19 protein-coding genes and 1 pseudogene are annotated in these 23,532 nt (G+C 69.2%); 14 read left to right on the plus strand and 6 right to left on the minus strand.

Features of this window, described 5'->3' with window-relative positions; genetic code table 11:
• The first annotated feature begins 33 nt into the window (after window positions 1-33).
• Window positions 34-729, plus strand: a complete 696-nt coding sequence (locus ACO2Q0_RS04820) for an HAD family hydrolase (RefSeq protein WP_423350340.1) — start codon at window positions 34-36, stop codon at window positions 727-729.
• Here ACO2Q0_RS04820 and ACO2Q0_RS04825 read toward each other — a convergent pair.
• Window positions 722-1,158 (minus strand): annotated as a pseudogene (locus ACO2Q0_RS04825) (GxxExxY protein). The gene ACO2Q0_RS04820 and the pseudogene ACO2Q0_RS04825 overlap by 8 nt on opposite strands.
• A 132-nt stretch (window positions 1,159-1,290) precedes the next feature.
• Here ACO2Q0_RS04825 and ACO2Q0_RS04830 point away from each other — a divergent pair.
• The 5 genes from ACO2Q0_RS04830 (at window position 1,291) to rpoD (ending at window position 7,489) form a co-directional block, all read left to right on the plus strand.
• The gene (locus ACO2Q0_RS04830) at window positions 1,291-1,686 is read left to right on the plus strand and encodes a hypothetical protein (protein ID WP_423350341.1); all 396 of its coding nucleotides are present in this window, start codon (window positions 1,291-1,293) and stop codon (window positions 1,684-1,686) included.
• Complete coding sequence (locus ACO2Q0_RS04835; protein WP_423350342.1) at window positions 1,679-2,245, plus strand: hypothetical protein; 567 nt, start codon at window positions 1,679-1,681, stop codon at window positions 2,243-2,245. The genes ACO2Q0_RS04830 and ACO2Q0_RS04835 overlap by 8 nt, the downstream gene beginning before the upstream one ends.
• A 10-nt stretch (window positions 2,246-2,255) precedes the next feature.
• Entirely contained in the window at window positions 2,256-3,116 is an 861-nt protein-coding gene (gene sigJ / locus ACO2Q0_RS04840; protein WP_423350343.1) for an RNA polymerase sigma factor SigJ, read from the plus strand.
• A 105-nt stretch (window positions 3,117-3,221) separates the two neighbouring features.
• A complete protein-coding gene (dnaG, locus tag ACO2Q0_RS04845) occupies window positions 3,222-5,141 on the plus strand; it encodes a DNA primase (protein ID WP_423350344.1) in 1,920 nt (639 codons plus the stop codon).
• A 425-nt stretch (window positions 5,142-5,566) separates the two neighbouring features.
• The gene (gene rpoD, locus ACO2Q0_RS04850; RefSeq protein WP_423350345.1) at window positions 5,567-7,489 is read left to right on the plus strand and encodes an RNA polymerase sigma factor RpoD; all 1,923 of its coding nucleotides are present in this window, start codon (window positions 5,567-5,569) and stop codon (window positions 7,487-7,489) included.
• 12 nt (window positions 7,490-7,501) lie between these two features.
• On the opposite strand, the gene ACO2Q0_RS04855 is transcribed toward rpoD, so the two are convergent.
• The 3 genes from ACO2Q0_RS04855 to ACO2Q0_RS04865 all read right to left on the minus strand — a co-directional run bounded on the left by ACO2Q0_RS04855 (window position 7,502) and on the right by ACO2Q0_RS04865 (window position 11,432).
• Complete coding sequence (locus tag ACO2Q0_RS04855; RefSeq protein ID WP_423350346.1) at window positions 7,502-7,912, minus strand: cupin domain-containing protein; 411 nt, start codon at window positions 7,910-7,912, stop codon at window positions 7,502-7,504.
• A gap of 101 nt (window positions 7,913-8,013) precedes the next feature.
• Entirely contained in the window at window positions 8,014-10,944 is a 2,931-nt protein-coding gene (locus ACO2Q0_RS04860) for a TonB-dependent receptor plug domain-containing protein (protein ID WP_423350347.1), read from the minus strand.
• Between the two features lie 260 nt (window positions 10,945-11,204).
• Window positions 11,205-11,432 (minus strand): hypothetical protein, encoded by a 228-nt coding sequence (locus tag ACO2Q0_RS04865; protein WP_423350348.1) that lies wholly within the window; start codon window positions 11,430-11,432, stop codon window positions 11,205-11,207.
• Between the two features lie 238 nt (window positions 11,433-11,670).
• Between ACO2Q0_RS04865 and carB the strand changes: the two genes are divergently transcribed.
• The 4 genes from carB (at window position 11,671) to ACO2Q0_RS04885 (ending at window position 16,833) form a co-directional block, all read left to right on the plus strand.
• Window positions 11,671-14,964: a carbamoyl-phosphate synthase large subunit gene (carB, locus tag ACO2Q0_RS04870; protein WP_423350349.1), complete on the plus strand. Its 3,294-nt coding sequence runs from the start codon at window positions 11,671-11,673 to the stop codon at window positions 14,962-14,964.
• Between the two features lie 199 nt (window positions 14,965-15,163).
• Window positions 15,164-15,337 carry a hypothetical protein gene (locus tag ACO2Q0_RS04875; RefSeq protein WP_423350350.1) on the plus strand — a complete coding sequence of 58 codons (174 nt, stop codon included), beginning with the start codon at window positions 15,164-15,166 and terminating at the stop codon, window positions 15,335-15,337.
• A 201-nt stretch (window positions 15,338-15,538) separates the two neighbouring features.
• Window positions 15,539-16,312 carry a glucose 1-dehydrogenase gene (locus ACO2Q0_RS04880; protein ID WP_423350351.1) on the plus strand — a complete coding sequence of 258 codons (774 nt, stop codon included), beginning with the start codon at window positions 15,539-15,541 and terminating at the stop codon, window positions 16,310-16,312.
• A gap of 11 nt (window positions 16,313-16,323) precedes the next feature.
• Window positions 16,324-16,833 carry an AAA family ATPase gene (locus ACO2Q0_RS04885; RefSeq protein ID WP_423350352.1) on the plus strand — a complete coding sequence of 170 codons (510 nt, stop codon included), beginning with the start codon at window positions 16,324-16,326 and terminating at the stop codon, window positions 16,831-16,833.
• A gap of 3 nt (window positions 16,834-16,836) precedes the next feature.
• Here ACO2Q0_RS04885 and ACO2Q0_RS04890 read toward each other — a convergent pair whose 3' ends face one another.
• Entirely contained in the window at window positions 16,837-17,466 is a 630-nt protein-coding gene (locus tag ACO2Q0_RS04890; protein ID WP_423350353.1) for a glutathione S-transferase family protein, read from the minus strand.
• Between the two features lie 195 nt (window positions 17,467-17,661).
• On the opposite strand from ACO2Q0_RS04890, the gene greA reads away from it, so the two are divergent.
• From greA to ACO2Q0_RS04910, 4 genes are all read left to right on the plus strand, one after another.
• On the plus strand, window positions 17,662-18,135 hold the full coding sequence (greA, locus tag ACO2Q0_RS04895; RefSeq protein WP_423350354.1) for a transcription elongation factor GreA: 474 nt from the start codon (window positions 17,662-17,664) through the stop codon (window positions 18,133-18,135).
• 10 nt (window positions 18,136-18,145) lie between these two features.
• Window positions 18,146-19,120, plus strand: a complete 975-nt coding sequence (locus tag ACO2Q0_RS04900) for a mitochondrial fission ELM1 family protein (RefSeq protein WP_423350355.1) — start codon at window positions 18,146-18,148, stop codon at window positions 19,118-19,120.
• A gap of 42 nt (window positions 19,121-19,162) precedes the next feature.
• On the plus strand, window positions 19,163-20,209 hold the full coding sequence (pseG, locus tag ACO2Q0_RS04905) for a UDP-2,4-diacetamido-2,4,6-trideoxy-beta-L-altropyranose hydrolase (protein ID WP_423350356.1): 1,047 nt from the start codon (window positions 19,163-19,165) through the stop codon (window positions 20,207-20,209).
• Window positions 20,210-20,271: 62 nt separating this feature from the next.
• A complete protein-coding gene (locus ACO2Q0_RS04910; protein ID WP_423350357.1) occupies window positions 20,272-21,831 on the plus strand; it encodes a DegT/DnrJ/EryC1/StrS family aminotransferase in 1,560 nt (519 codons plus the stop codon).
• Window positions 21,832-21,839: 8 nt separating this feature from the next.
• Here ACO2Q0_RS04910 and ACO2Q0_RS04915 read toward each other — a convergent pair whose 3' ends face one another.
• On the minus strand, window positions 21,840-23,531 hold the full coding sequence (locus tag ACO2Q0_RS04915; protein ID WP_423350358.1) for a hypothetical protein: 1,692 nt from the start codon (window positions 23,529-23,531) through the stop codon (window positions 21,840-21,842).
• Between the last annotated feature and the right edge of the window lies 1 nt (window position 23,532).

Consider the following 23,532-nt stretch of genomic DNA (forward strand, 5'->3'; position numbering starts at 1 on the left):
GCGGACGCCGCGGGCTCGCTTAAGAGCCCGGCCATGCGCATCACGACGGTCGGCCTCGATGCCGACGACACCCTTTGGCACAACGAAGGCATCTTCCGCCTGACCCAGGCCCGGTTCCTGGAGCTCATGGCCGAGCATGCCGAGGGGCCGCTGCTGGAGGCCAAGCTGCGCGAGGTCGAGAAGCGCAACCTGCGGCTCTACGGCTATGGCGTGAAGGGCTTCACGCTCTCGATGATCGAGACGGCGATGGAGCTGACCGAAAACAACGCCCCCGGTCGCCTGATCGCCGAGCTCCTGGCCGCAGGTCGGGAGATGCTCGCCCATCCGGTCGAGACCCTGCCCGGCGTCGACCAGGCCCTGGCCGAACTCTCCGACGGCTACCGCCTCGTCCTGATCACCAAGGGCGACCTGCTGCACCAGGAGCAGAAGCTGGCGGCCTCGGGCCTCGGCGAGCTCTTCGCCGCGGTCGAGATCGTCTCCGAGAAGGACGCTTCCACCTACGAGCGCGTGTTCGCCCGCCACGGCACGGGGGCGGCCCAGGCGGTGATGTGCGGCAACTCCATGCGCTCGGACATCCTCCCGGCTCTCGAGGCCGGCGCCTACGCCGCCCACGTGCCCTATCCGCTGATCTGGGAGCACGAGATGGCCGATGCGCCCGAGGGCCATCCCCGCTTCGCCGAACTCGCGAGCATCACCGACCTCCCGGCGTGGGTCCGCTCGCTCAGCTAGTTGAAACCGCGGAAAACGCGGACGGCGCGGAATGGGAGAGCGCAAAGCGTTCGATCTCGACCCGCGGAACTGCGCCGAAGTTCACTAGCAAGCCAAGCTTCATGTCCGTGGCTCGTAGGTAATTTACGAGCTGCGCCGATGCTCGGGAGCGATGGCGCGCAGCGCTTTGATCTCCAAGATGATCGAGCCGAAGCACACAAAGTCGGCGACATAGCCCTGCCGAAGCGGCTCGCCACAATAGCTGAGATGAAGTGACCTCTGAGCTTCGAAGGGGATGCCCCGCCGTCTGAACTCGATCGACAGACATTCCTGATAAACGGCTTCAAGGAAGCCGGCTCCCATCGCCTTGTAGACTTGGAAGATGGCGCCTCGGATTCTGAATGCCTCCTCCCGATAGAGGAGCAGGTCGTTTTCGTCGCGCGAACGCATGTGGCCAGCTTAGCGCCACCCCCAGATCGGAACAATACAGGAACTTCCGCGACTTTCCGCGTTTTCCGCGGTTCATATGTCACGACCGAACCGTGCCCTCCGTCCTTGGGGCGAAACGACGGAGGGCGGGAGATGCTGCGGACCTGGGATCGCTGGCTGGCAGGCGCGCTGGCGCTGGCGCTGGGCGCCAACGGGCTGGCCATGCTGTTCAACGGCCTGGCCTGGTACGGCGCCGTGCCGGGCGTCACGTCGACCGGCCCCTACAACGCTCACTTCGTCCGCGACATCGGCGCGGCCTACCTCGTCGCCGCCCTCGGTCTCGCCTGGTTCGCCTGGAAGCCCCGGGAGGGCTGGCCGGCGCTGGCGGCCGGCGCGGCCTTCCTGACCGTCCACGCCGCCATCCACGTCTATGACGCCACGTGCGGCGCCAGTCCGCTCGACGACGTGAAGCGCGACTTCGTCGGCGTCTACCTCTTCGCCGCCCTTCCGCTGGCGCTCGCCCTCTTCCGCAAACCCGCCCATGACTGAGGAGAACACGCTCATGCTCCGCGCCTATCTCTCCCGCTGGATCGACGGCTTCGAGGCTCGCTACGCCTACGACGCGAGCTACATGCGTCACGTACTGCGCGTGAGCCCGGCCAGCCTGATGAAGTTCGCCTTCGGCGCGCGGGCCGCCGACGTGAAGGCCGCCCCGCATGAGGCCCTGATCGCAGCGGGCCTGGTCGGCACGATGTCCGAGGACTGCGGCCCCTGCACCCAGATCGCCTGCGACATCGCCACGGAGAACGGCGCAGATCCCGCGGTGCTGCGCGCCATCCTCGCCGGCGACGAAGCCGCCATGGGCGAGACCGCCGCCCTCGCCTACCGCTTCGCCAGGGCGAGCCTCGCCCGCGACCTCGAGACCTGTGATCCGCTGCGCGACGAGATCGTCCGGCGCTGGGGCGACAAGGCGCTGGTCGCCATCGGCCTCTCGCTGACCGGCTCGCGAATGTACCCGACGCTCAAGTATGCGCTGGGCTACGGCAAGGCCTGCTCCCGGGTGACGGTGGCCGGCGAAGCCGTCGCGCCGCTGAAGCTTGCCGCATAGGATGACGGCGATGGACCCGGCGCTCGTCAACGCCTTCGAGGCCCAGCGGCCGCGCCTGCGGCGCCTGGCCTACCGGATGCTGGGCTCGGTTTCCGAAGCCGAGGACGCGGTCCAGGACGCCTGGCTCCGCTGGACCCGCGCGGCCGGGAAGGTGGACGACCCTGCCGCCTGGCTGGTCCGCGCAACCACCCGCCTCTGCATCGACCGCCTGCGCCGCGCCAAGGCCGAGCGCGAGGCCTATCGCGGCCCCTGGCTGCCGGAGCCGCTGATCGAGCCGCTCACCGAAGATCCGGTCGAGAAGGCGGAGGAGGTCTCGGTCGCGTTCCTGCTGGCGCTGGAGCGGCTGTCGCCGCTGGAGCGCGCCGTCTTCCTGCTGCACGACGTCTTCGATCAGGAGTACGCCCAGGTGGCTGAAACCCTGGGCCGCTCAGAGGCCGCCGTCCGCCAGCTCGCCAGCCGGGCGCGCGGACACGTCCAGGACGCCCGCCCCAGGTTCTCCGTCGACGAGAGCCGGGCGAAGGAGCTGGCCGAGGCCTTCATGATCGCCACCGCCGAGGCCGACTATGGCCGCCTCGCCTCGCTGCTCACCGAGGACGCCATCATGGTCACCGACGGCGGCGGCAAGCGGCCGGCGGCGCTGCGGGTCCTGGTCGGCCGCCACGACATCATCGGACTGTTCGAAGGCATTCGGTGGCGCGCCGGCTTTCCCAAGCAGGGCTCCTTCGAGGCAGTCCGCGTCAACGGCGCGCCGGGTCTGCTGCTGCACCTGCCGGACGGCCCGGAAACCATGGCCTTCGAGCACGGAGAGGACGGCCGCATCGCCGCCATCTACGCTATGCGCAATCCCGAGAAGCTGGCGCACATCGGCTGACGACCGACTTTGTCGCACTCAAACCGCTAGAATCATCCACAGGTCCGTAGAAAGCATCCACACATCCACAGGGGCTTCCGGGCCGGGGGTTGCTAGCGGTCTTCCATGGTCGGGCGGTTCGACGAACGCTTCATTGAAGAGATCAAGGGGCGCCTCCGTCCGTCGGACGTGATCGGCAAGCGGGTCAAGCTGCGCAAGCAGGGGCGCGAGTACGTCGGCCTGTCCCCCTTCAACAAGGAGAAGACGCCCTCGTTCTACGTGAACGACGACAAGGGCCAGTTCTTCGATTTCTCGTCGGGCAAGAACGGCGACATCATCACCTTCCTGCAGGAGACCGAGCGGCTCTCCTTCTCCGAGGCCGTGGAGCGGCTGGCCGCCGAGGCTGGGCTTGCCCTGCCCGCCGCGGATCCCCGCGGCGCCGAGCAGGAGAAGAAGCGCCAGGGCCTCGCTGACTGGCTGGAGCTTGCCGCCCAATGGTTCGAGGCCGAGCTGAAGCGTCCGCCGGGCCGCGACGCCCGGGCCTACCTCGAACGGCGCGGCCTGCCCGAGACGGAGTGGGCCCGCTTCCGTCTCGGCTTCTCGCCGCCAGGCCGCACCGCGCTGAAGGACTATCTCGTCGCCAAGGGTGCCCGGCCCGCCGAACTCGTCGACGCCGGCCTGCTGATCGCCCCCGAAGATGGCGGCGCCCCCTACGACCGCTTCCGCGACCGCATCATCTTCCCGATCCTCGATGCGCGGGGCCGGGTGGTCTCGTTCGGCGGCCGGGCCATGGATCCCGAGGCCCGCGCCAAGTACCTCAACGGCCCCGAGACCGTCGTCTTCCACAAGGGAAACAACCTCTACGGCCTTTCGGAGGCCCGGAAGATCCTCGCCGCCGCCCGCGGCGACGAGCATCCGCCTCTGGTGGTGGTTGAAGGCTACATGGACGTCATCGCCTGCCATCGCGCCGGCGTGGCGGCGGTCGCGCCGATGGGCACGGCCCTGACCGAGGAGCAGATGGAGGTCCTCTGGCGCCACCACCCCGAGCCGACGCTCTGCTTCGACGGCGACCGCGCCGGCCGCCAGGCGGCGGGCCGCGCCATCGACCGGGCCCTGCCGCTGCTGAAGCCCGGCAAGAGCTTCCGGTTCGCCATCGTCGAGGGCGGCAAGGACCCGGACGACGTCCTTCGCGAACAGGGACCGGCGGCGCTCAAGGCGCAGCTCGACAAGACGACGCCCTTCGCCGAGGCGCTGTTCATCCGGGAGCGCGACCTCGAGCCTCTCGACACCCCGGAACGGAAGACCGCCTTCAAGGTCCGCCTGCGCAAGCTGGCGGCCACGATCGCTGACGGCGACCTGGCCCAGGCCTACAAGGAGGACCTGCTCGGCCGCTTCGAGCAGCTCTGGCCCCGGAACACGCCGCCTGTCTACGAGCCGGGCGCCGCGGGGCGCGCGCTCGCCAAGCACGGCTGGGCCAAGCGGAAGGCCGCCCTGGCTGGAGCGACCGACGAGGGCAAGCGGGCCGCCGCGGCGCTGAAGGGGACGGCCCGTCCGCTGGCGGCGGCGTTGGCCGTCGCCGCGCTGCATGATCCGAGCCTCATCGACGACTCCATCGAGCTGGTGGGCGCCCGCGGCTTCGGCGACGAGAAGCTGGACGCCATCGCCCGCGAACTGGTCAGCCTGCGCTACGAGGCCGAGGGCGCCGAGTTCGACGCCGTGGTCCGGCGCCTGCATAGCCGGGGCGTTCCGGACGAGGTCCTGGCCAAGCTGGAGAAGGACGCCCGCCGCGCCGGCGTCGCCGCCCCCTTCCTCGACGCCGGCGCCGCCCGCGATCGGGTCCGCGCGCTGTGGCGCGAGGCCTTCGACCTGCTGATGAAGCTGGAAGCCCTCGAGCGCGCCGTGGAATCGGCCGTCGGCGATATGGCCCGCGATCCCAGCGCCCATCACGCCCTCGTCAACCTGAAGGCCGAGCGCGACCACCTGCGCCGGCTGATAAATTCCGACTGGGCCAATCAGACCGGCGACAAGCCGGTTCTTCCGCATTAGCGACTGCGGCCGATCCGCTTTCGCGACGGTCCGCGCCGAATATCCGAACGAAATCATTCCCTCACGCGGCGTGGGGGCATCTTGACTTGGGCTATCCAGCACGCCATCTGGCGGCGTGCGGATTTAGCGCGCTGTCGACAGGCATCCACCGGGCCGCTGCGACCTTCTCGGGCGCGCCCACTTTCGAAGCCGATGCCTCCCTCGATGCGTGGTGATCCCAGGGCTTGCGCTGCGGGGGGCGACCTTCGCGGTCGCTCGGACGTGGCTTGGCCATGCAGGAGCGTCGAGTCCTGAACACGCACGATCAGAACGGAACGAATTGGCGGGAACCGGGTCGTAACGTCGCGGCCCCTTCGCCTTTCGCCGTCGCCCATTATCTGGGGCCCGCCTCTTGCATGAGGCGGGAGCCCACGCCGGAGATCTAGATGAGCTCGAACACAGCCGAAGCCGAAACGCCCGAAACCACCACTGGCGACGGCCCGCTGCTCGACCTGACCGACGCTGCGGTCAAGAAGTTCATCAAGCAGGCGAAGGCCCGCGGCTACGTCACGATGGACGAGCTGAACAAGGTCATGCCCTCCGAGGAAGTCACCTCCGAGGCCATCGAAGACACGCTCGCGATGCTCAGCGAGATGGGCGTCAACGTCGTCGAGTCCGAAGAGGACGCCGAGGGCGGCGAAGTGGCCGTGCGCGAGGAAAACGCCGTCGTCGAGACGACCAAGGAACCGGCCTACGACCGCACGGACGACCCCGTGCGCATGTACCTGCGCGAGATGGGCTCGGTGGAGCTGCTGTCGCGCGAGGGCGAGATCGCCATCGCCAAGCGCATCGAGGCCGGCCGCGACACGATGATCCGCGGCCTGTGCGAGAGCGCGCTGACCTTCGAAGCCATCATGGTGTGGCGCGAGGAGCTCGAGGGCGGCCGCATCCTGCTGCGCGAGGTCATCGACCTCGAGCAGACCTACGGGGGCCAGAACCCGCAGGCCGAAGCTGCGCCCGCCGAGGCCGAGCCGGAAGAGGCCGAGGGCGAAGCCGCGGCCGAGGGCGAAGGCGAGAGCGACGACGACTTCGATGACGGCGCGGGTCCCACGATCAGCGCCATGGAAGCCGAACTGCGCGAGGGCGTCATGGCGACGCTCGACCTCATCGCCGCCGAGTTCGAGGGCTTCCGCCTCCTGCAGGAGAAGCTGGTCGCCGCCCGCCTGAAGGGTCAGGACCTGTCCGACGCCGACCGCAAGGCCTATCAGGCCGCCAGCGGCGCCATCGTCCAGCAGCTCAAGACGCTGAAGCTCAACAACAATCGCATCGAGGCGCTCGTCGAGCAGCTCTATGCGATCAACAAGCGCCTGATGGTGCTGGAAGGCCGCCTGCTGCGCCTGGCCGACAGCTACGGCATCAGCCGCGCCGAATTCCTGAAGGCCTACTTCGGCCAGGAGATGGCGCCCGACTGGTCCGACCAGGTCAAGCAGCTGGGCGTCCGCTGGACCAAGTTCGCCGAGAACGACGCCGGCCAGATCGGCGACATCCGCTCCGAGATCGCCGCCCTGGCGCAAGAGACCGGCGTCCCGATCGACGACTATCGCCGCATCGTCCAGACCGTGCAGAAGGGCGAGCGCGAGGCCCGTCAGGCGAAGAAGGAGATGGTCGAGGCCAACCTTCGCCTCGTGATCTCGATCGCCAAGAAATACACGAACCGCGGCCTGCAGTTCCTGGACCTGATCCAGGAGGGCAACATCGGCCTGATGAAGGCGGTGGACAAGTTCGAGTATCGCCGCGGCTACAAGTTCTCGACCTACGCCACCTGGTGGATCCGGCAGGCGATCACCCGCTCGATCGCCGACCAGGCCCGCACGATCCGCATCCCCGTCCACATGATCGAGACGATCAACAAGATCGTCCGCACCAGCCGCCAGATGCTGCACGAGATCGGCCGCGAGCCGACGCCGGAAGAGCTGGCCGAGAAGCTGGCGATGCCGCTGGAAAAGGTCCGCAAGGTCCTGAAGATCGCCAAGGAGCCGATCTCGCTCGAGACGCCGATCGGCGACGAAGAGGACAGCCACCTCGGCGACTTCATCGAGGACAAGAACGCGGTCCTGCCCATCGACGCGGCGATCCAGTCGAACCTGCGCGAGACGACCACCCGCGTGCTGGCGTCGCTGACGCCGCGCGAGGAGCGCGTGCTGCGCATGCGTTTCGGCATCGGCATGAACACCGACCACACCCTCGAAGAGGTCGGCCAGCAGTTCAGCGTGACCCGCGAGCGGATCCGCCAGATCGAGGCCAAGGCGCTCCGCAAGCTGAAGCACCCGAGCCGGTCGCGGAAGCTGCGCAGCTTCCTCGACAGCTAAGGCGCCCGGGCTCTACCGGGGGATGGTCACGGCCGCCCCCGGCGGCGCCTGGTCTATCGTCAGGATCCGCACCGGCTCGTCGCCGACGACCACCGCCTCGTGCCATTGGTCGACGGCGTCGACCATCCAGTCCCCGGGCCTGGGCTCTGAGACCGTTCCCGTGTCCAGGTTCGTGACCCGCAGCCGCCCCGACAGGATCTGCACGACCCTCGGATAGGGATGCTTGTGGGCGGCGAGCTTGCCGCCCGGCGCCAGCGTCGTCTCGGACACCGTCACCCTGAGTTTCCCCGCCGGGGCCATGATCGGCTGGCCGGTGAGCGTGGCGTCGACGGTCGCGACCGGCTTGGTCACCGGTCCGGGCTGCGCCAGCGCGGCGCTGGCCGCCGTCAACATCATCGTCGAGAGCAGGATTGCAGTGCGCATGGCCGCACGATGGCCTGCGGCGGCGCGTCCCGCAAACCTCGGAAACGAAAAGGGCCGGAGCGTCGCCGCTCCGGCCCTCGCCGTCGTTTCGTCGACCGGCCCTAGAAGCGCGCGCGAACGCCCGCGAACAGGTAACGGCCGAAGATGTCGTAGGCCGTGTCGCCGCTGACCGCGCCGTTGCCGGTCAGGCCCACGGGGATGGTCTGGTCGAAGATGTTGTTCACACCGGCATAGACCTCGAGGCCTTCGCCGATGTTCTCGAACCGGTACCGCGCGATGAGGTCGTGGTACCAGACCGCCTTCACGTACGGGCGGTCGTAGCGCTCGAGCAGCCGGTCCTTGTTGCGGCGCGACTTGTCGATGAACTGGCTTTCCCAGGTCAGCGTCACCGGGCCTTGCGTGTAGGCCAGGCTCGAGATGAACGACCAGCGCGGATCGCCGATCTCACCCTCTTCGCGGTCCACCTGGTCCGGGTAGTCCTGGAAGGCGAACTGCCGGAGCTTCTCGGTGTAGTTGGCGGTCAGCGAGGCGGTGACCCGGCCGTCGAGACGGCTGAGCGCGCCCATGCCTTCCGTCCAGCCCGCCACATCCGAAGAGTAGGCCAGCTGGATGTCGTAGCCGGCCGTCTCGATCTTCGCCTGGTTCAGGTAGGTCGAGATGTAGGACGTGATCTGCTTGCTCGCCGGATCGCGGATGATCAGGTTGCAGTATTCCAGCGCCAGCTCGGGGCCGTCGACGCACTTGTCGGCGGCGTCCTGCGGGTCGAGGAAGCTGATCGCGTCGTCGATCTGGATGTCATAGTAGTCGACCGTCAGCGACAGGCCGGGCACGAAGCGCGGCTGGAAGACGAAGCCGACGGTCCAGGTCTCCGCCTTCTCCGAGCGCAGGTCCGCGTTGCCCGAGGTCACGCCCGGGAACTGATTGTCCGTCGCCTGGTCGAAGGTGACGCCCAGGGCCGCGCAGTTGGCGCGACGCTCGGGATCCACGTCGATCGAGTTGACGTCGCAGGGATCGAACACCGCGCTGAAGCCGGGGGTCGCCGGCAGGAAGGCTTCCGTGATGTTCGGAGCCCGGGTCGCCTTCGAGTAGGTGCCGCGCAGCGTCAGGTCGCTGACCGGGGCCCAGGTGCCGCGGACCATGTAGGCCGTGGCGCTGCCGGCATGGCTGTAGTCGGCCACGCGGATGGCGCCGTTCAGCGTCAGCTCGTGAGCGAACGGAGCGTCGCGAAGCAGCGGCGCTTCCACTTCGAGGAACGCTTCCTTGACCTCAAAGCCGCCCTTGGCGTCGGGCTGCGGCGCGGTCTCGGTGATGCCCGACTGGACGAAGGGATCGTTGACGTTCTTCGACTCCTCACGGCGCCATTCGAAGCCGCCGGCGAACTCGAGCGCGCCGCCCGGGAACGAGAAGAAGCGCGCCGTGTCCCACGCCGCCGTGGCTGTCGCCACCTGCTGAGTGATCGTGTGCGTGCGGGTCGCCTCGAACGTCACGTAGTCGATGGCGGCGCGGCTGTTCTGGGCGCCGAACAGGTTGAACGGCACGCAGGCTTCGTTGGTCAGCGTCGAGGCGTCGGGCGCGGCATAGCCCGGGTACCACGTCGACGGCACGTCCTTGCGGCAGCGGATCTGGCCGCTGGCCGGGTCGCGCACGGCGTCCACGGCCGCCAGGAAGTTGCCCGGGATCAGGCCGTTGTAGCTGTCGAACTTATTCTTCGTGCGACCGAAGTTGTAGGTCAGGTCCCACTTCACGTCCGAGAAGCCGGCGTCGAAGTCGCCGTCGAGCTGCAGGACGGTGCGGAAGGTCCGGCGACGGGTGTCGTCGTTGCGGCCGCCGATGTCTTCGTTCGTCCGGTTGACGTAGAAGAAGTCGCCCGGATTGGCGTCCAGAACCGCCTGGATCGCCGGGGTGATGAAGGCGTTGTCCGGATCCAGCACGTACTCGAACGTGGTGAACGACGACGAGAAGGTGTCGATCAGGTCGCTCTGCACGAACTTCATGTCGCCGCGGAAGCGGATGTTGTCCGTCAGCTGGTAGCGGATGGTGCCTTCCGCGCCATAGCGGGCTTGCCGCGGCGCCAGGACCGACTCCTCGTCGCCCGAATAACAGACGACGCAGTGCTCGGCGAAGGAGCCGTAGTAGAAGTTGTTCTCGCCCGTGCGCGGCGGGTAGCCGATCGGGTTGCCCGCGGCGTCAAAGCCGGTGATCGGGGCGAAGCTCGTCGCCGACACCAGCGAGCCGTAGCGGTGGAAGTACTCGGTCTGGATGTGCGGCCGGTAGATCGTGTCCGGGATGCCGTCGTTCGGGCCGGTGTCGTCCGGGTTCAGCACGATGCCCCAGTCGGCGAGACCGTCGATGTCGCGGGCGCGGATGCGCTCCTGCTTGTCGGCGAACACCGTCAGGGTGGCGTTGCCCCGGTCGTCCTGGAAGTTCCAGCCGCCGGTGCCGCTGACCGAGTAGTTCTGGCCGTAGTTGCCGTTGAGCGGCGTGCCGCCCTGGATGTTGAACTCGTAGCCCTCGAAGTTGTCCTTCAGGATGATGTTGATCACCCCGGTGACCGCGTCCGAGCCATAGATGGCCGAGGCGCCGCCGGTGATCACCTCGACCCGGTCGACAAGAGCGGTGGGGATGGTGTTCAGGTCCACGGCGGTGCTGCCGGCGTCGCCGCCGACGTGGCGCTGGCCGTTGACCAGCGTCAGGGTCCGCGCGGTGCCGAGGCTGCGCAGGTCGGGGAAGCTCAGGCCGCCCACGTTGGAGCCGGCGTCCGAGTTCGCCCGGGCGGTGCCGTAGGAGGACAGCGCCGGAAGCTGCGCCAGCACGTTGCCGAGGCTGGACGTACCGGAGTTCTGGATGGCTTCCGACGTCAGCGTCGTGATGGGCGTCGGCTGCTCGAGGTTCGGGCGCGCGATGCGCGAGCCGGTGACCACCAGCTCGTCGACTTCGTTGCCCGTTTGCGCGAACGCGCTCGGCGCGGCGGCGATGGCCAGCACGCCGGTCAGGAGCGATCCGGCGAGCAGGCGGGTCTTCATGGACGTCATACGATCCCCTCAGGTTCGACAGGGGATCGCACACGTTGGCGATCAATCCCGGCCCCGCCGAAACGTTAGGGCGCGAGCCTTTCAGAGGATTTCGCTGCGCGTCAATAGATTGACCGAAATGCGACGACGTTATGTCGTGCAGGTGTGTTCAGAACGCCGTTACACTGATGACGAGCGATGCGACTTGCTCTGTTACGACTTCCCGTAACAATTCCTGGTCGCAGCCTCATCTGAGGCCACAACCAGGCTTCACTATATGACTAGGCTGCGGCGACCGCGCGAGGCTTGCGCGCCGCGGCGCGCTTGGCCTTGGTGCGCTCCAGGCGCGCCTGCTTGCGCGTCTCGGCCTCTTCCTCCAGCGCCGGCAGGAGCTCGGCAGCGGCGGCCTGCTGCTTCTCGTCGCCCTGGTCGCTCAGCCGGCGGGCGTTCGCCAGGAGGTTCACCACCTCCTCATCGCTGAGGGTGGGGATTCTCTCGAGCAGGGTCATGGGCACTCCGATGGATTGCAGCGCCGCTCCGGCGCGCGGTCATCAAAAGAGAGCTCGACGGCCGACTTAGTTGCGTGATTCGACACATAAATTTCCGGGAACCCGACGGATTCCCCGTTCATCTCGCGCGTGCCTGTTGCGCGCGGGGACCTTGCCGTCTAAATCGCCCGCTTAACCTGCAGTTCCAGACGGTGTCGGGCGCGCCAATCCGCGCGGCCGCCCTTGCGCGCGAGAACAGATGCCCAAACGCACCGACCTCTCCTCGATCCTGATCATCGGCGCCGGCCCGATCGTCATCGGCCAGGCGTGCGAGTTCGACTACTCGGGGGTCCAGGCGTGCAAGGCGCTGCGCGCCGAGGGCTACCGGATCGTCCTGGTGAACTCCAATCCGGCGACGATCATGACCGATCCCGACGTCGCCGACGCCACCTACATCGAACCCATCACGCCCGAGATGGTCGAGAAGATCATCGAGAAGGAGCGTCCCGACGCCCTGCTGCCGACCATGGGCGGCCAGACGGCGCTGAACACCGCGCTGGCCCTGGAAGAGCGCGGCGTGCTGAAGAAGTACGGCGTGGAGATGATCGGGGCCCGCGCCGACGTGATCGACAAGGCCGAGGACCGGCAGAAATTCCGCGACGCGATGGACGCGATCGGCCTGGAGAGCCCGAAGTCCAAGGCCGCGCATACGATGGAAGAGGCGCTGGAGGGCCTGGAGTTCGTCGGCCTGCCGGCGATCATCCGCCCCAGCTTCACCCTCGCCGGCACCGGCGGCGGCATCGCCTACAACCGGGAAGAGTTCGAGGAGATCGTGGCCCGCGGCCTCGACCTGTCGCCGACGACCGAGGTGCTGATCGAGGAAAGCGTCCTCGGCTGGAAGGAGTATGAGATGGAGGTCGTCCGCGACAAGGCGGACAACTGCATCATCGTCTGCTCGATCGAGAACGTGGACCCGATGGGCGTCCACACGGGCGACAGCATCACCGTCGCCCCCGCGCTCACGCTGACCGACAAGGAATATCAGCGGATGCGCAAGGGCAGCATCGACGTGCTGCGCGAGATCGGCGTCGAGACGGGCGGCTCCAACGTCCAGTGGGCGATCAACCCGGCCGACGGCCGCATGGTCGTCATCGAGATGAATCCGCGCGTGTCGCGCTCCTCGGCGCTCGCGTCCAAGGCCACCGGCTTCCCGATCGCCAAGGTCGCCGCGCGCCTGGCCGTGGGATACACCCTGGACGAGCTGGCCAACGACATCACCGGCGGCGCCATGCCCGCCTCGTTCGAGCCCAGCATCGACTACGTCGTCACCAAGATCCCGCGCTTCGCCTTCGAGAAGTTCCCGGGCTCCGAGCCCTATCTCACCACCCAGATGAAGTCGGTGGGCGAGGTCATGGCCATCGGCCGCACCTTCGCCGAGAGCCTGCAGAAGGCCCTGCGCGGCCTTGAGACCGGCCTCTCCGGCCTCGACGAGATCGCCATCGAGAACGCCGACGACCCGGAGATGGGCCATGCGGCGATCGTGCGTGCGCTGGGCACGCCCACGCCCGACCGCCTGCGGGTCATCGCCCAGGCTTTCCGCGCGGGCCTCACCTGCGACGAGATCCACGCCGCGTGCAGCTACGAGCCGTGGTTCCTGCGCCAGCTCGAAGCGATCGTGAAGGAAGAGGCCCGCATCGCGGCCGAGGGCCTGCCCACCGACGCCGTCGCCTTCCGCCGCCTGAAGGCCATGGGCTTCTCCGACGCCCGCCTCGCCAAGCTGACGCATCTCACCGAAAAAGAGGTGCGCGAGCAGCGCCGCGCGCTGGGCGTGCGCCCGGTGTTCAAGCGCATCGACACCTGCGCCGGCGAGTTCCGCGCCGATACGCCCTACATGTACTCGACCTACGAGACGGGCGCTCTGGGCCAGGTCCCGGACTGCGAGAGCGAGCCGTCGGACCGCAAGAAGGCCATCATCCTCGGCGGCGGCCCGAACCGGATCGGCCAGGGGATCGAGTTCGACTACTGCTGCTGCCACGCGGCCTTCGCGCTCGACGAGATCGGCGTGGAGTCGATTATGGTCAACTGCAACCCCGAGACGGTCTCCACCGACTACGACACCTCGGACCGCCTCTACTTCGAGCCGCTGACGGCCGAGGACGTGCTGGAGCTGATCGAGACCGAGCGCGCCAACGGCGAGCTGATCGGCGTGATCGTCCAGTTCGGCGGCCAGACGCCGCTGAAGCTCGCCCAGCCGCTGGAGGACGCGGGCATCCCGATCCTCGGCACCTCGCCCGACGCCATCGACCTGGCCGAAGATCGCGAGCGCTTCCAGCAGCTGCTGCACAGGCTGAAGATCGCCCAGCCGGTGAACGCCATCGCCCGCAGCCGCGACGAGGCCTTCGCCGCCGTGCACAAGGTGGGCTACCCCGTCGTCATCCGCCCCTCCTATGTGCTGGGCGGGCGCGCGATGGAGATCGTCCGCGACGACGAGCAGCTCGAGCGCTACATCACCACCGCCGTGCAGGTGTCCGGCGACAGCCCGGTGCTGATCGACCAGTACCTGTCCCGCGCCACCGAGGTCGACGTCGATGCGCTTTGCGACTCGAATGGTCAGGTCTTCGTGGCCGGCGTGATGGAGCACATCGAGGAGGCCGGCGTGCACTCGGGCGACAGCGCCTGCTCGCTGCCGCCGTATTCGCTGAAGCCCGAGACGGTCGCCGAACTGAAGCGCCAGACCGAGGCGATGGCCAAGGCCCTCGAGGTCCGTGGCCTGATGAACGTCCAGTTCGCGATCGAGGAGCCGCAGAGCGACAACCCGCGGATCTACGTCCTCGAGGTCAATCCGCGCGCCAGCCGCACGGTGCCCTTCGTCGCCAAGACCATCGGCCGACCGATCGCCGCCATCGCCGCCAAGGTCATGGCCGGCAGGACGCTGGCCGAGTTCGACCTGGCCGTCGGCGAGTACGAGCATGTCGCCGTCAAGGAAGCGGTCTTCCCCTTCGCCCGCTTCGCCGGCGTCGACACCATCCTGGGCCCCGAGATGCGCTCGACCGGCGAGGTCATGGGCCTCGACTGGGTGCGTCCGGGCGAGGACATCGGCCTCGCCTTCGCCCGCGCCTTCGCCAAGAGCCAGCTCGGCGGCGGAACGGTTCTGCCGCGCAAGGGCTGCGTCTTCGTCTCGGTGAAGGACGCCGACAAGCCGTGGATCGTCGAGCCGGTCCGCATCCTGTTGGACCAGGGCTTCCGCGTGCTCGCCACCGCCGGCACCCAGACCTATCTCGCCGAACAGGGCGTGCAGGTGGAGCTGGTCAAGAAGGTGCTCGAAGGTCGGCCGCACATCGTCGACGCCATGAAGAACGGCGACGTGCAGCTCGTCTTCAACACCACCGAAGGCAAGCAGTCGCTGCTGGACAGCTTCGAAATCCGCCGCACCGCGCTGATGGGCAAGATCCCCTACTTCACCACCGCGGCAGGTGCGCTTGCCGCCGCGCGCGCGATTGCGGCCACCGCCGAGGCCCCCCTCGAGGTGCGTCCGTTGCAGAGCTACGCCTGACGACGATCACAGACCCGTGTTCGCTCTTTGATTGACCGTTTTTGAGCAGAGGCGCAGATTCCGCTCATCGCCCGGTTGAGCTGGGCGTTGAGGGCTCGCCCCGGCGGCCCATGCGTGAGTTCGTTCGGGGCGGACCAGCGGCGCCTGCCGCAGCCTGGCGTGGAGTGTGGAGCTCCATAACAGCTTGCGAGGAAGCGTCATGCATACCGAACCGCATCACGGGGAAGTCCGCCACACCAAGCCGAAGCATCTGGCGGAACGTTTCGAAGGCCTGCTGGGCGCGGCGATGATCGTCGTCGTCGTGTTGCTCGCCGTCGGCCTCATCTACGGGATCATGAGCGGTAGCGGCGGCACGCCCAGCTACCTGCAGTGACCTGAGTGACGAGCGCCCCGGCCTGATCCGAGGCGGCGCGTTCGACATTGCGGCCTGACGCCCGTCTTCCCTGGCGCGGACGGGGCTGGACAGCTTTGCGCCCGGGCTCCCGGGCCTCTTCCGGACGCCTGCTCACCGCGCCCTTAGCGGACGTGGCGGAACCCGTGTTAGCCGTAGCGCAAACACTCACGGGAGGACGTCATGGCGGGACGCGTGGACGGCAAGGTGGCGCTGGTCACGGGGGGCGCGAGCGGCATTGGGCGCGGCTGCGCCGAGCGGCTGGCGCAGGACGGCGCGAAGGTCGTCGTCACGGACATCCAGGATCATCTGGGTGAGGAGGTCGTGCGCGGCATCGGCGGCGAGGCCGCCTACCTGCGCCACGACGTCACCGACGAGGACGCCTGGGGCCGCGTCATCGGCGAGGTGAAGGCGCGGTTCGGCCGCCTCGACATCCTGGTCAACAACGCCGGCATCGGCCTGGGCTGCCCGGTCACCGAAATGACCCTGGCCGACTGGAAGCGCCAGATCGCCGTCAACCTGGACGGCGTGTTCCTCGGCGTGAAGCACGCCTTGCCCCTGATGCGCGCGGGCGGGGGCGGCAGCATCGTCAACATCTCCTCGGTGGCGGGCCTGAACGGCGCGCCGAACCTGGCCGGCTACTGCGCCACCAAGGGCGGCGTGCGGCTCTTCACCAAGGCCGTGGCGCTTGAGTGCGCGGCCCTGAAGGACGGCGTGCGGGTCAACTCGGTCCATCCGGGCGTCATCGAGACCCCGATCTGGACGACCGTCATGGGCGGGACGCCCGGAGCCAACGAGCCGCCGGACCTCGACGCGATGACCTCGATGTTCGTGCCCCTGGGCGTGAAGGGTTTCCCGAAGGACATCGCCGAAGGCGTGCTGTGGCTCGCCTCCGACGAAAGCCGCTACGTGACCGGGACGGAACTCGTCATCGACGGGGGGCTCACGGCGCGCTAGAGCCCGCGCCCATGTCCGACACGCCTCCCACGATCCACGCGATCTTCGGCCCTTCGGGCGCCGGCAAGACCACCTACGCCCACGCCTTCGCCCGCCGAGAAGCCGCCGTGCCGTTCATCCTCGACGAGTGGATGGCGCACCTCTTCGCCCCCGACATGCCCGACCCGCTGGAGTACGAGTGGATGATCGAGCGGGTGCAGCGCTGCGAGGCGCAGATTTGGTCGACGGCCGCAGGCGTCCTGGCCGCCGGCCGGCCGGTCATCCTGGACCTCGGCCTCATGCGGAAGGCCGACCGGGACCGGGTGCGCGAGATCGCCGAGGGCGCGGGCCTGCCGCTGCAGTTCCACTATGTGACGGCGCCGACCGAGGTTCGCCGGGCTCGGGTGGCCGAGCGCAACGTCGTCCGCGGCGAGAACTTCTCGATCACGGTGACGCCCGAGATGTTCGAGTTCGTCGAGGGCATCTTCGAGGTGCCCGACGCCGCCGAGCGGCGGGGGATGGTCGTCTCTGAGAGCGAGTAGCCGCTAGACCGACTGGAAGATCGCCGCGGGCCAGGTGGCGTCGGCGGCGCGGTGATAGGCCTCCCGAGCCGTGAGGCGGGCGTTGTAGTCCACCAGCGCCGCATGCTCGGGCAGCACCCGCCGGTGCAGCAGGAACGACACCGTCGCGCCCAGCACCACGTCGGCGGCCGAGAACCGCTCGCCCAGCAGGTACTTGCGGTCCATCAGCACCGACGACAGCACCTCGACCATGTCGTCGAAGGTGCCGAAGCCGGCCGAGAAGCCCGACACGTCGACGTTCTGCCGGTGCAGCACGGCCACGGGATCGACCACCGCCGTCGAATAGACCATCCACTTCAGATAGGCGCCCCGGTCGGGATCCTCGATCCTGGGCGCGAGTTGGCCGTAGCTGTAGCGGTCGGCAAGGTAGATCGCGATCGCGGGGTTCTCGCTGACCACCACGTCGCCGTCCGTCAGCGTCGGCACCTTCCCGGCGGGATTGAGCTTCAGGTACTCGCGTGACTTCTGCTCGCCCTTGCGGATGTCCACCGACTTCACGTCGAAGGCGACGCCGAGCTCCTCCAGCATCCAGTAGGCGGTGAACGCCCGGCTGGCCGGGGAGTGGTACAGCGTGATCCCGCGTTTGGCGGCCATATCGGCGTCTCCTGGTTTGCAAGCTTTAGCTAGGCTGGCCCGGGCGCGGCCGCCAGTCGCCCTCTCATCATAACGCCGCTCGTCGTCCGGTCTTGAATTTTGCGCCGCACAATCCTAACCTCTCCGCCCCCGGACGCCTGCGCCCGCGGCCGGCAGACGGATCAGAAACTAGGGCGAACTCGAGTCATCACCTCTATGGAAAAAGTCCCGATGACCGCCGAGGGCTACAAGGCCCTCGACGAAGAGCTGAAGCGTTTGAAGACGGTGGAGCGGCCCGCCGTGATCGCCGCCATCGCCGAAGCGCGTTCGCACGGCGATCTCTCGGAGAACGCCGAGTATCACGCGGCCAAGGAACGCCAGGGCTGGATCGAAGGCCAGATCGCCGAGATCGAGGACAAGATGGCCCGCGCCCAGGTGATCGACGTCTCCAAGCTTTCGGGCAGCCAGGTGAAGTTCGGTGCGACCGTCTCGCTGGTCGACGAGGACACCGAGGAAGAGGCCCGCTACCAGATCGTGGGCGAGCACGAAGCCGACGTGAAGGCCGGCCGCGTCTCCATCACCTCGCCGATCGCCCGCGCGATCATCGGCAAGGAGACCGGCGACGTCGTCGAGGTCACGACGCCGGGCGGCGCCAAGTCCTACGAGATCCTCAAGGTGGAGTGGGTCTGACCCACTCCCGATGGGGGCGACTTCGCCACCTCTGACAATCTGGGCCGTCTCTGACGGCCGCGCGGGCATCGAGGCCCAGGCGCTCGGCCTCGCCGAGGCCGTCGCGCGGCTGCGGCCGGCGCAGGTGGAGGTGAAGCGCGTCGCCTGGCGATGGGGCCTCGGGCGCCTGCCGTGGCGCATGATCCCGCCGTGCGCCCTTGTCGAGCCTCTCGGCGCGCCCCTCCCGGACATCTGGATCGCCGCCGGCCGCGCCACCCTGCCGCTCTCCACGCGGCTCAAGGGGAGGACCTTCGTCGTCCAGACTCAGGATCCGCGCGGCGCCTTCGGCTGCTTCGACCTCATCGTGCCGCCCGAGCACGACGGCCTCACGGGGCCCAACGTCTTCCCGATCCTCGGCGCGCCCAACCGCCTGACGCCGGCCAAGCTCGCCGGCGAACTCGCCGCCTTCCCGCAGCTTGCCGCCCTGCCCGGCCCACGGATTGCGGTCATCATCGGCGGCAAATCCAAGGCCCACGACCTGCCGCCCGCAGATGCCGCGGCGCTGGCCGACGGCGTCGCCGCGGTCGTCCTCGGCTCGGGCGGCTCGCTCCTGCTGTCGTTCACCCGCCGCACGCCCGCCGCCGCGCGCGAGGCGATGACCGCCCGCTTGCGTGACCTGCCCGGCCTGATCTGGGACGACCGGCCGCCGAACCCGTACTTCGCCTTCCTGGCCGCGGCCGACGCCGTCCTCGTCACGGAGGACTCGACCAACCTCGCCACCGACGCCGCCGCCACCGGCAAGCCGCTGTACGTCCTGCCGATGGCGGGCCACAGCGCCAAGCTCGCCCGCTTCCATGCCGAGCTCGCCGCCCGCGGCGTGGCCCGTCCGTTCGAGGGCCGGCTGGCGACCTGGACCTATCCGCCCCTTGCCGAGACCGACCGCGCCGCGGCCGAGGTGCTTCGCCGCTACGACGCCTGGCTCGCCCAAGGCCGCATTTCCGCCTGAGGCTCTTTGCATTTCGGCCGCGATGGCCTTTCCTCCGCGCCCATGAGTCTCCCGAGCGGTCCCCGCATCCTGTTCGTGGTCGACGCCGGCCAGAAGGTCGGCGGCGGCCATGTCATGCGCTCGCTCACCCTGGCCCGGGCGCTGGAAGCCCAGGGCGCGAGCTTCGCCTTCCTGGGCCCCCCGGCCGCCGACGAGGTGCTGGAGACCTTCGCCCCGGGCGCCGCGCGGCTGTCGGCGGCGTCCCCCGAGCCCCGCGACCTCGCCGCGGCCGTCGGTCGCGAGCAGTTCGACGCCATCGTCTTCGACCACTACCAGCTCGGCGAGCGCGATCACCGGGCCATGGCCCAGGGCCGGCCGGTGCTCGTGATCGACGACCTCGCCGATCGACCGCTGGGCGCCGACCTGGTGCTGGATTCCGGCCCGGAGCGCACCGCCGCCGACTACGACGGGTTGATCCCCGACGGCGCCCGCCTGCTGCTGGGACCCGGGTTCGCGCCGGTCCGACCCGAGTTCGCCGCCTTGCGCGAGCCGGCGCTCGCCTGGCGCGGCGAGCCGGTCCAGCGCCTGCTGGTGGCGCTGGGGATGACCGATGTCGGCGGCATCACCGCCCGCGTGGTGGAACGGCTCCGTCCCCGCGTCGGCGACGCCGGTCTCGACATCGTCCTCGGCGCCTCGGCTCCCAGCCTCCCGGGTCTCACCAAGATCGCACGTCGCGACTCGCGCCTGATGCTCCACGTCGACACCCCGCACATGGCCAGGCTCACGGCCGAGGCCGACATCGGGGTGGGCGCGGCCGGCTCGTCCACGTGGGAGCGCTGCACGCTGGGCCTGCCCTCGATCATGATCGTGCTTGCCGAGAACCAGCGCGCCGCCGCCAAGGCCCTCGCCGACCGCGACGCCGCCCTCGTCATCGACGCGGCGCAGGCCGATTTTGACGACGCCCTGGATCGCGCCGTCATGCGCCTGCTGCGCGACGCCGACCTGCGCCGCCGTTTGGCTGCAGCCAGCGCCGGGCTCTGCGACGGCCTGGGCGCCGGCCGCGCGGCCGAGACCTTCCTCAAGCTGATCGCCGCCCGCGCCTCCGCCTGAGCGCGCATTAACCATTCCGAACGCGGGCGCCTCTAGCTTCAGTGAGTCGGAGGCGGACTCGCATGAGCGAAGCGGCGGAATCCAGGATCGACAGCGCGTCCGCTGCGACCGGCGCCGTGCGCCTCGTGCATCTCCAGACCATTCCGATGGAGAACGGCATCCTCGGCGTCGCCGAGGTCTCCCGGCACATCGGCTTCCCCGTCCACAGGGCCTATTACATCCGCGACGTGCCCGAGGGCTCGGGACGCGGCGGCCACGGCCATCGCGCCCTGCGCCAGTGCTTCCTGTGCCTGCGCGGCAGCTTCGTCCTCACAATCAAGAAGGGCGGCGTGAGCGAAACTGTGCTGCTCGACCGTCCGGACGTGGCCGCCGTCGTGGAGCCGGGCTGCTGGCGCGACCTCAGCCACTTCTCCGAGGACTCGGTCGTCATTGTCCTGGCGTCCGACGAGTACGACGAGGCCGATTACATCCGGAAGTACGACAACTTCCTGCGCTGGGAGGCGGAGGGCGACCCCATCGCCTCGGTGCCCTACCTGGACCTCGCCCGCAGCGCCCGCGAGATGGCGCCGGAGCTGGAGCAGGTGATGCGCCGGGTGCTGCGCTCGGGCCACTTCATCGGCGGCCCGGAGGTGGCGCGGTTCGAGGCGCGCTTCGCCGCCTACTGCGGGACCGCCCATGCGGTCGGCGCCGGCAACGGTCTCGACGCCCTGGTGCTGGCCTTGCGCGCCTGGGGCGTCGGGCCCGGCGACGAGGTGATCCTGCCCGCCCACACGTTCGTCGCCACGGCGCTGGCCGTCGACGAGGTGGGCGCGACGCCCGTCCTTGTGGACGTCGAGCCGGACACGGGGCTGATGGACGTCGCCAAGGTCGGGGCCGCCCTGACCCCGCGCACCCGGGCGGTGATCCCGGTCCACCTGTACGGCCTGCCGGTCGACATGGACGCGCTGAAGGCCGCCCTCGCCGGCCATGACGTCCGCATCCTCGAAGACGCCTGCCAGGCCCACGGCGCGCGCTACAAAGGCCGCCGCTGCGGCGCGCTGGGCGATGCGGCGGCCTTCAGTTTCTACCCGACCAAGAACCTCGGGGCCCTGGGCGACGGCGGCGGGCTGACGACGGACGATCCGGCGCTGGCCGAAACCATCCGGATGCTCGGCAACTACGGTTCGCGCGTGAAGTACGAGCACGAGCTTTCCGGCCGCAACTCACGTCTCGACCCGCTCCAGGCCGCCGTGCTGGACGCCAAGCTGGATCGGCTCGACGGCTGGAATGCGCGCCGCGGCGCTCTGGCGCTCCGCTACTTCGCGGGCCTCGCCGGCCTGCCGGGCCTCGAGCTGCCCGCGGTGCGCCCCTGGGCGGAACCCGTCTGGCACGTGTTTCCGGTCCGCGTCGCCGAGCGCGCGAGGCTGCAGGCCTTCCTGGCCGAACGGGGTGTCGGCGTGAACATCCACTACCCGACGCCCATCCACCTGCAGCCGTGCTACGCGGGCCGCTGGCAGGCCGGGGACTTCCCGGTGGCGGAGGCGCTCGCCGCCTCGGTGCTGAGCCTGCCGCTCGACCCGACGCACACCGAGCACGAGATCGACTACGTCGTCGCCCAGGTCCGGGCGTTCTTCGGCCGCTGAGCGGACGATCAGCCGGCCGCGACCGCCAGCGGCGGCGACTGCTCCGCCTGCCACTGCGCGAACATCGCCCGGAAGCCGTCCTCCAGCCGCCGCACGAAGCCCATCTCGTCCCGAAGGGCGCTGCCGTCGAAGCCCGGCCGGACCCGCGCCCGCACGGCGTCCAGCGCCTCCACGTCGCGAGCCAGCTCCAGAGCCCGGGCCACGAAATCTTCCGGCGTTTCGGTGATCAGGTCCGGCAGGCCGCACGCCCGCAGCATCGTCGCCCCGTAATAGCCGCCGATGGTCGCCGGCCGCTCGGTCATCAGCAGCACCGGCACGCCGTTGGACAGCGCCTCCAGCGTCGTCGTCGACCCCGTGTACGGCCAGCTGTCCAGCATCAGGTCGACCTCCTGGAAGGCCTTGAAGTAGTCCTCGCCGGCGCTGTGGCCCGCGAACACGATCCGGTCGGGGGCCACGCCATGGGCCAGGAACCGGGCCCGGGTGAAGCTCTGCAGCACCGGGTCCATGTAGTAGCGGTACTTCAGCAGCAGCCGGCTCCGCGGCGCGTTCCGCAGCACCGTGGCCCAGGCCGCCAGGGCGCCGTCCGACAGCTTTCCCGGATGGTTGAACGAGCCGAAGGTCACCGTGCCCGACGCCTTGGCCGGGGTTGCGACGGGCTCCAGCCGCCCGGCGGCCGGGCGGAACGGCGAATAGACCGGCCCGATCGGCCAGAGCTTTTCCGTGAACAGCTCGGAAAAGTCCGGGGCCTGCTCGGCCGCGCCCTGGATCACATAGTCCATCTGCGGCAGGCCGGTCGTGTGGAAGAAGTTGATCCACGCCACCTGGACCGGCGCGGGCTTGCGCGCGAACACCCCCAGGCGGCTGCCTGAGGTGTGGCCCCAGCAGTCGTTCAGCACGTCGATGCGATCGTTGCGGATCAGCTCGGCGGCTTTGGCGTCGTCGAGGTTGCCCAGGGCGCGCACCGCGACCCAGGCGGGCCAGCCGGTCTCGGTCTCGGCCTCGGTGGGATAGAGCACCACCTCCACCGCATCGGGATCATGGGCCTCGAGGATCGGCGTGATGAACTGGCGCAGCTGCGAGTCCGCGAACTTCGGCGCCACATATCCCACGCGCAGCTTTCGGCCGGCCAGCGGAGGATTGGCATGCGCCGGAGGCGGCGGGATCGCCGCCCAGCGGGCGGCCCAGGCCCTGGCCTCCTCGGCATACCGCCGCTCCCCGTCGTCGCAGAAGAGCTGCGCATAGGCGAGGTAGTTGTGCATCGCCGCGGACGGGAAGTTCTGCACCGCGGCGGCCATGTACTGCGCCGCTTCTTCGCCGCGTGCCTGGTGCTGCAGCGACAGCGCATAGTCCAGCAGGCCCAGCGGGTCGATCTCGCCCTTGCTGAGCGCCATGCCCATCACGACCGAGGCGCAGGCGACGTGCTGCTGGTTGTAGAGCTGGACGCCGATCTGCCGGGCGTATTTCGCATCGGCCATCAGCCGGTTCATGTCGGCGCCGGCGCCCCGGGCGATCGACAGGGCCTGCAGGGTGCGCGCGTCGTCGAAGGCCTCGTGCGCCGGCTCGCCGGCCTGCATCAGCGCCGCCGCCAGGCCATAGCGCGCCTCATAGTCCCTCGGGTCCTGGGCCACCGCCTCGGAGAAGGCCGCCAGCGCCGTCTCGGCGTCCGCGGCGAGAAGGGCGGCGCGCCCGGCGTTGCTCATC

The sequence above is a fragment of the Phenylobacterium sp. VNQ135 genome (assembly GCF_049445735.1).
In the GTDB taxonomy this organism is placed as follows: Bacteria; Pseudomonadota; Alphaproteobacteria; order Caulobacterales; family Caulobacteraceae; genus Phenylobacterium.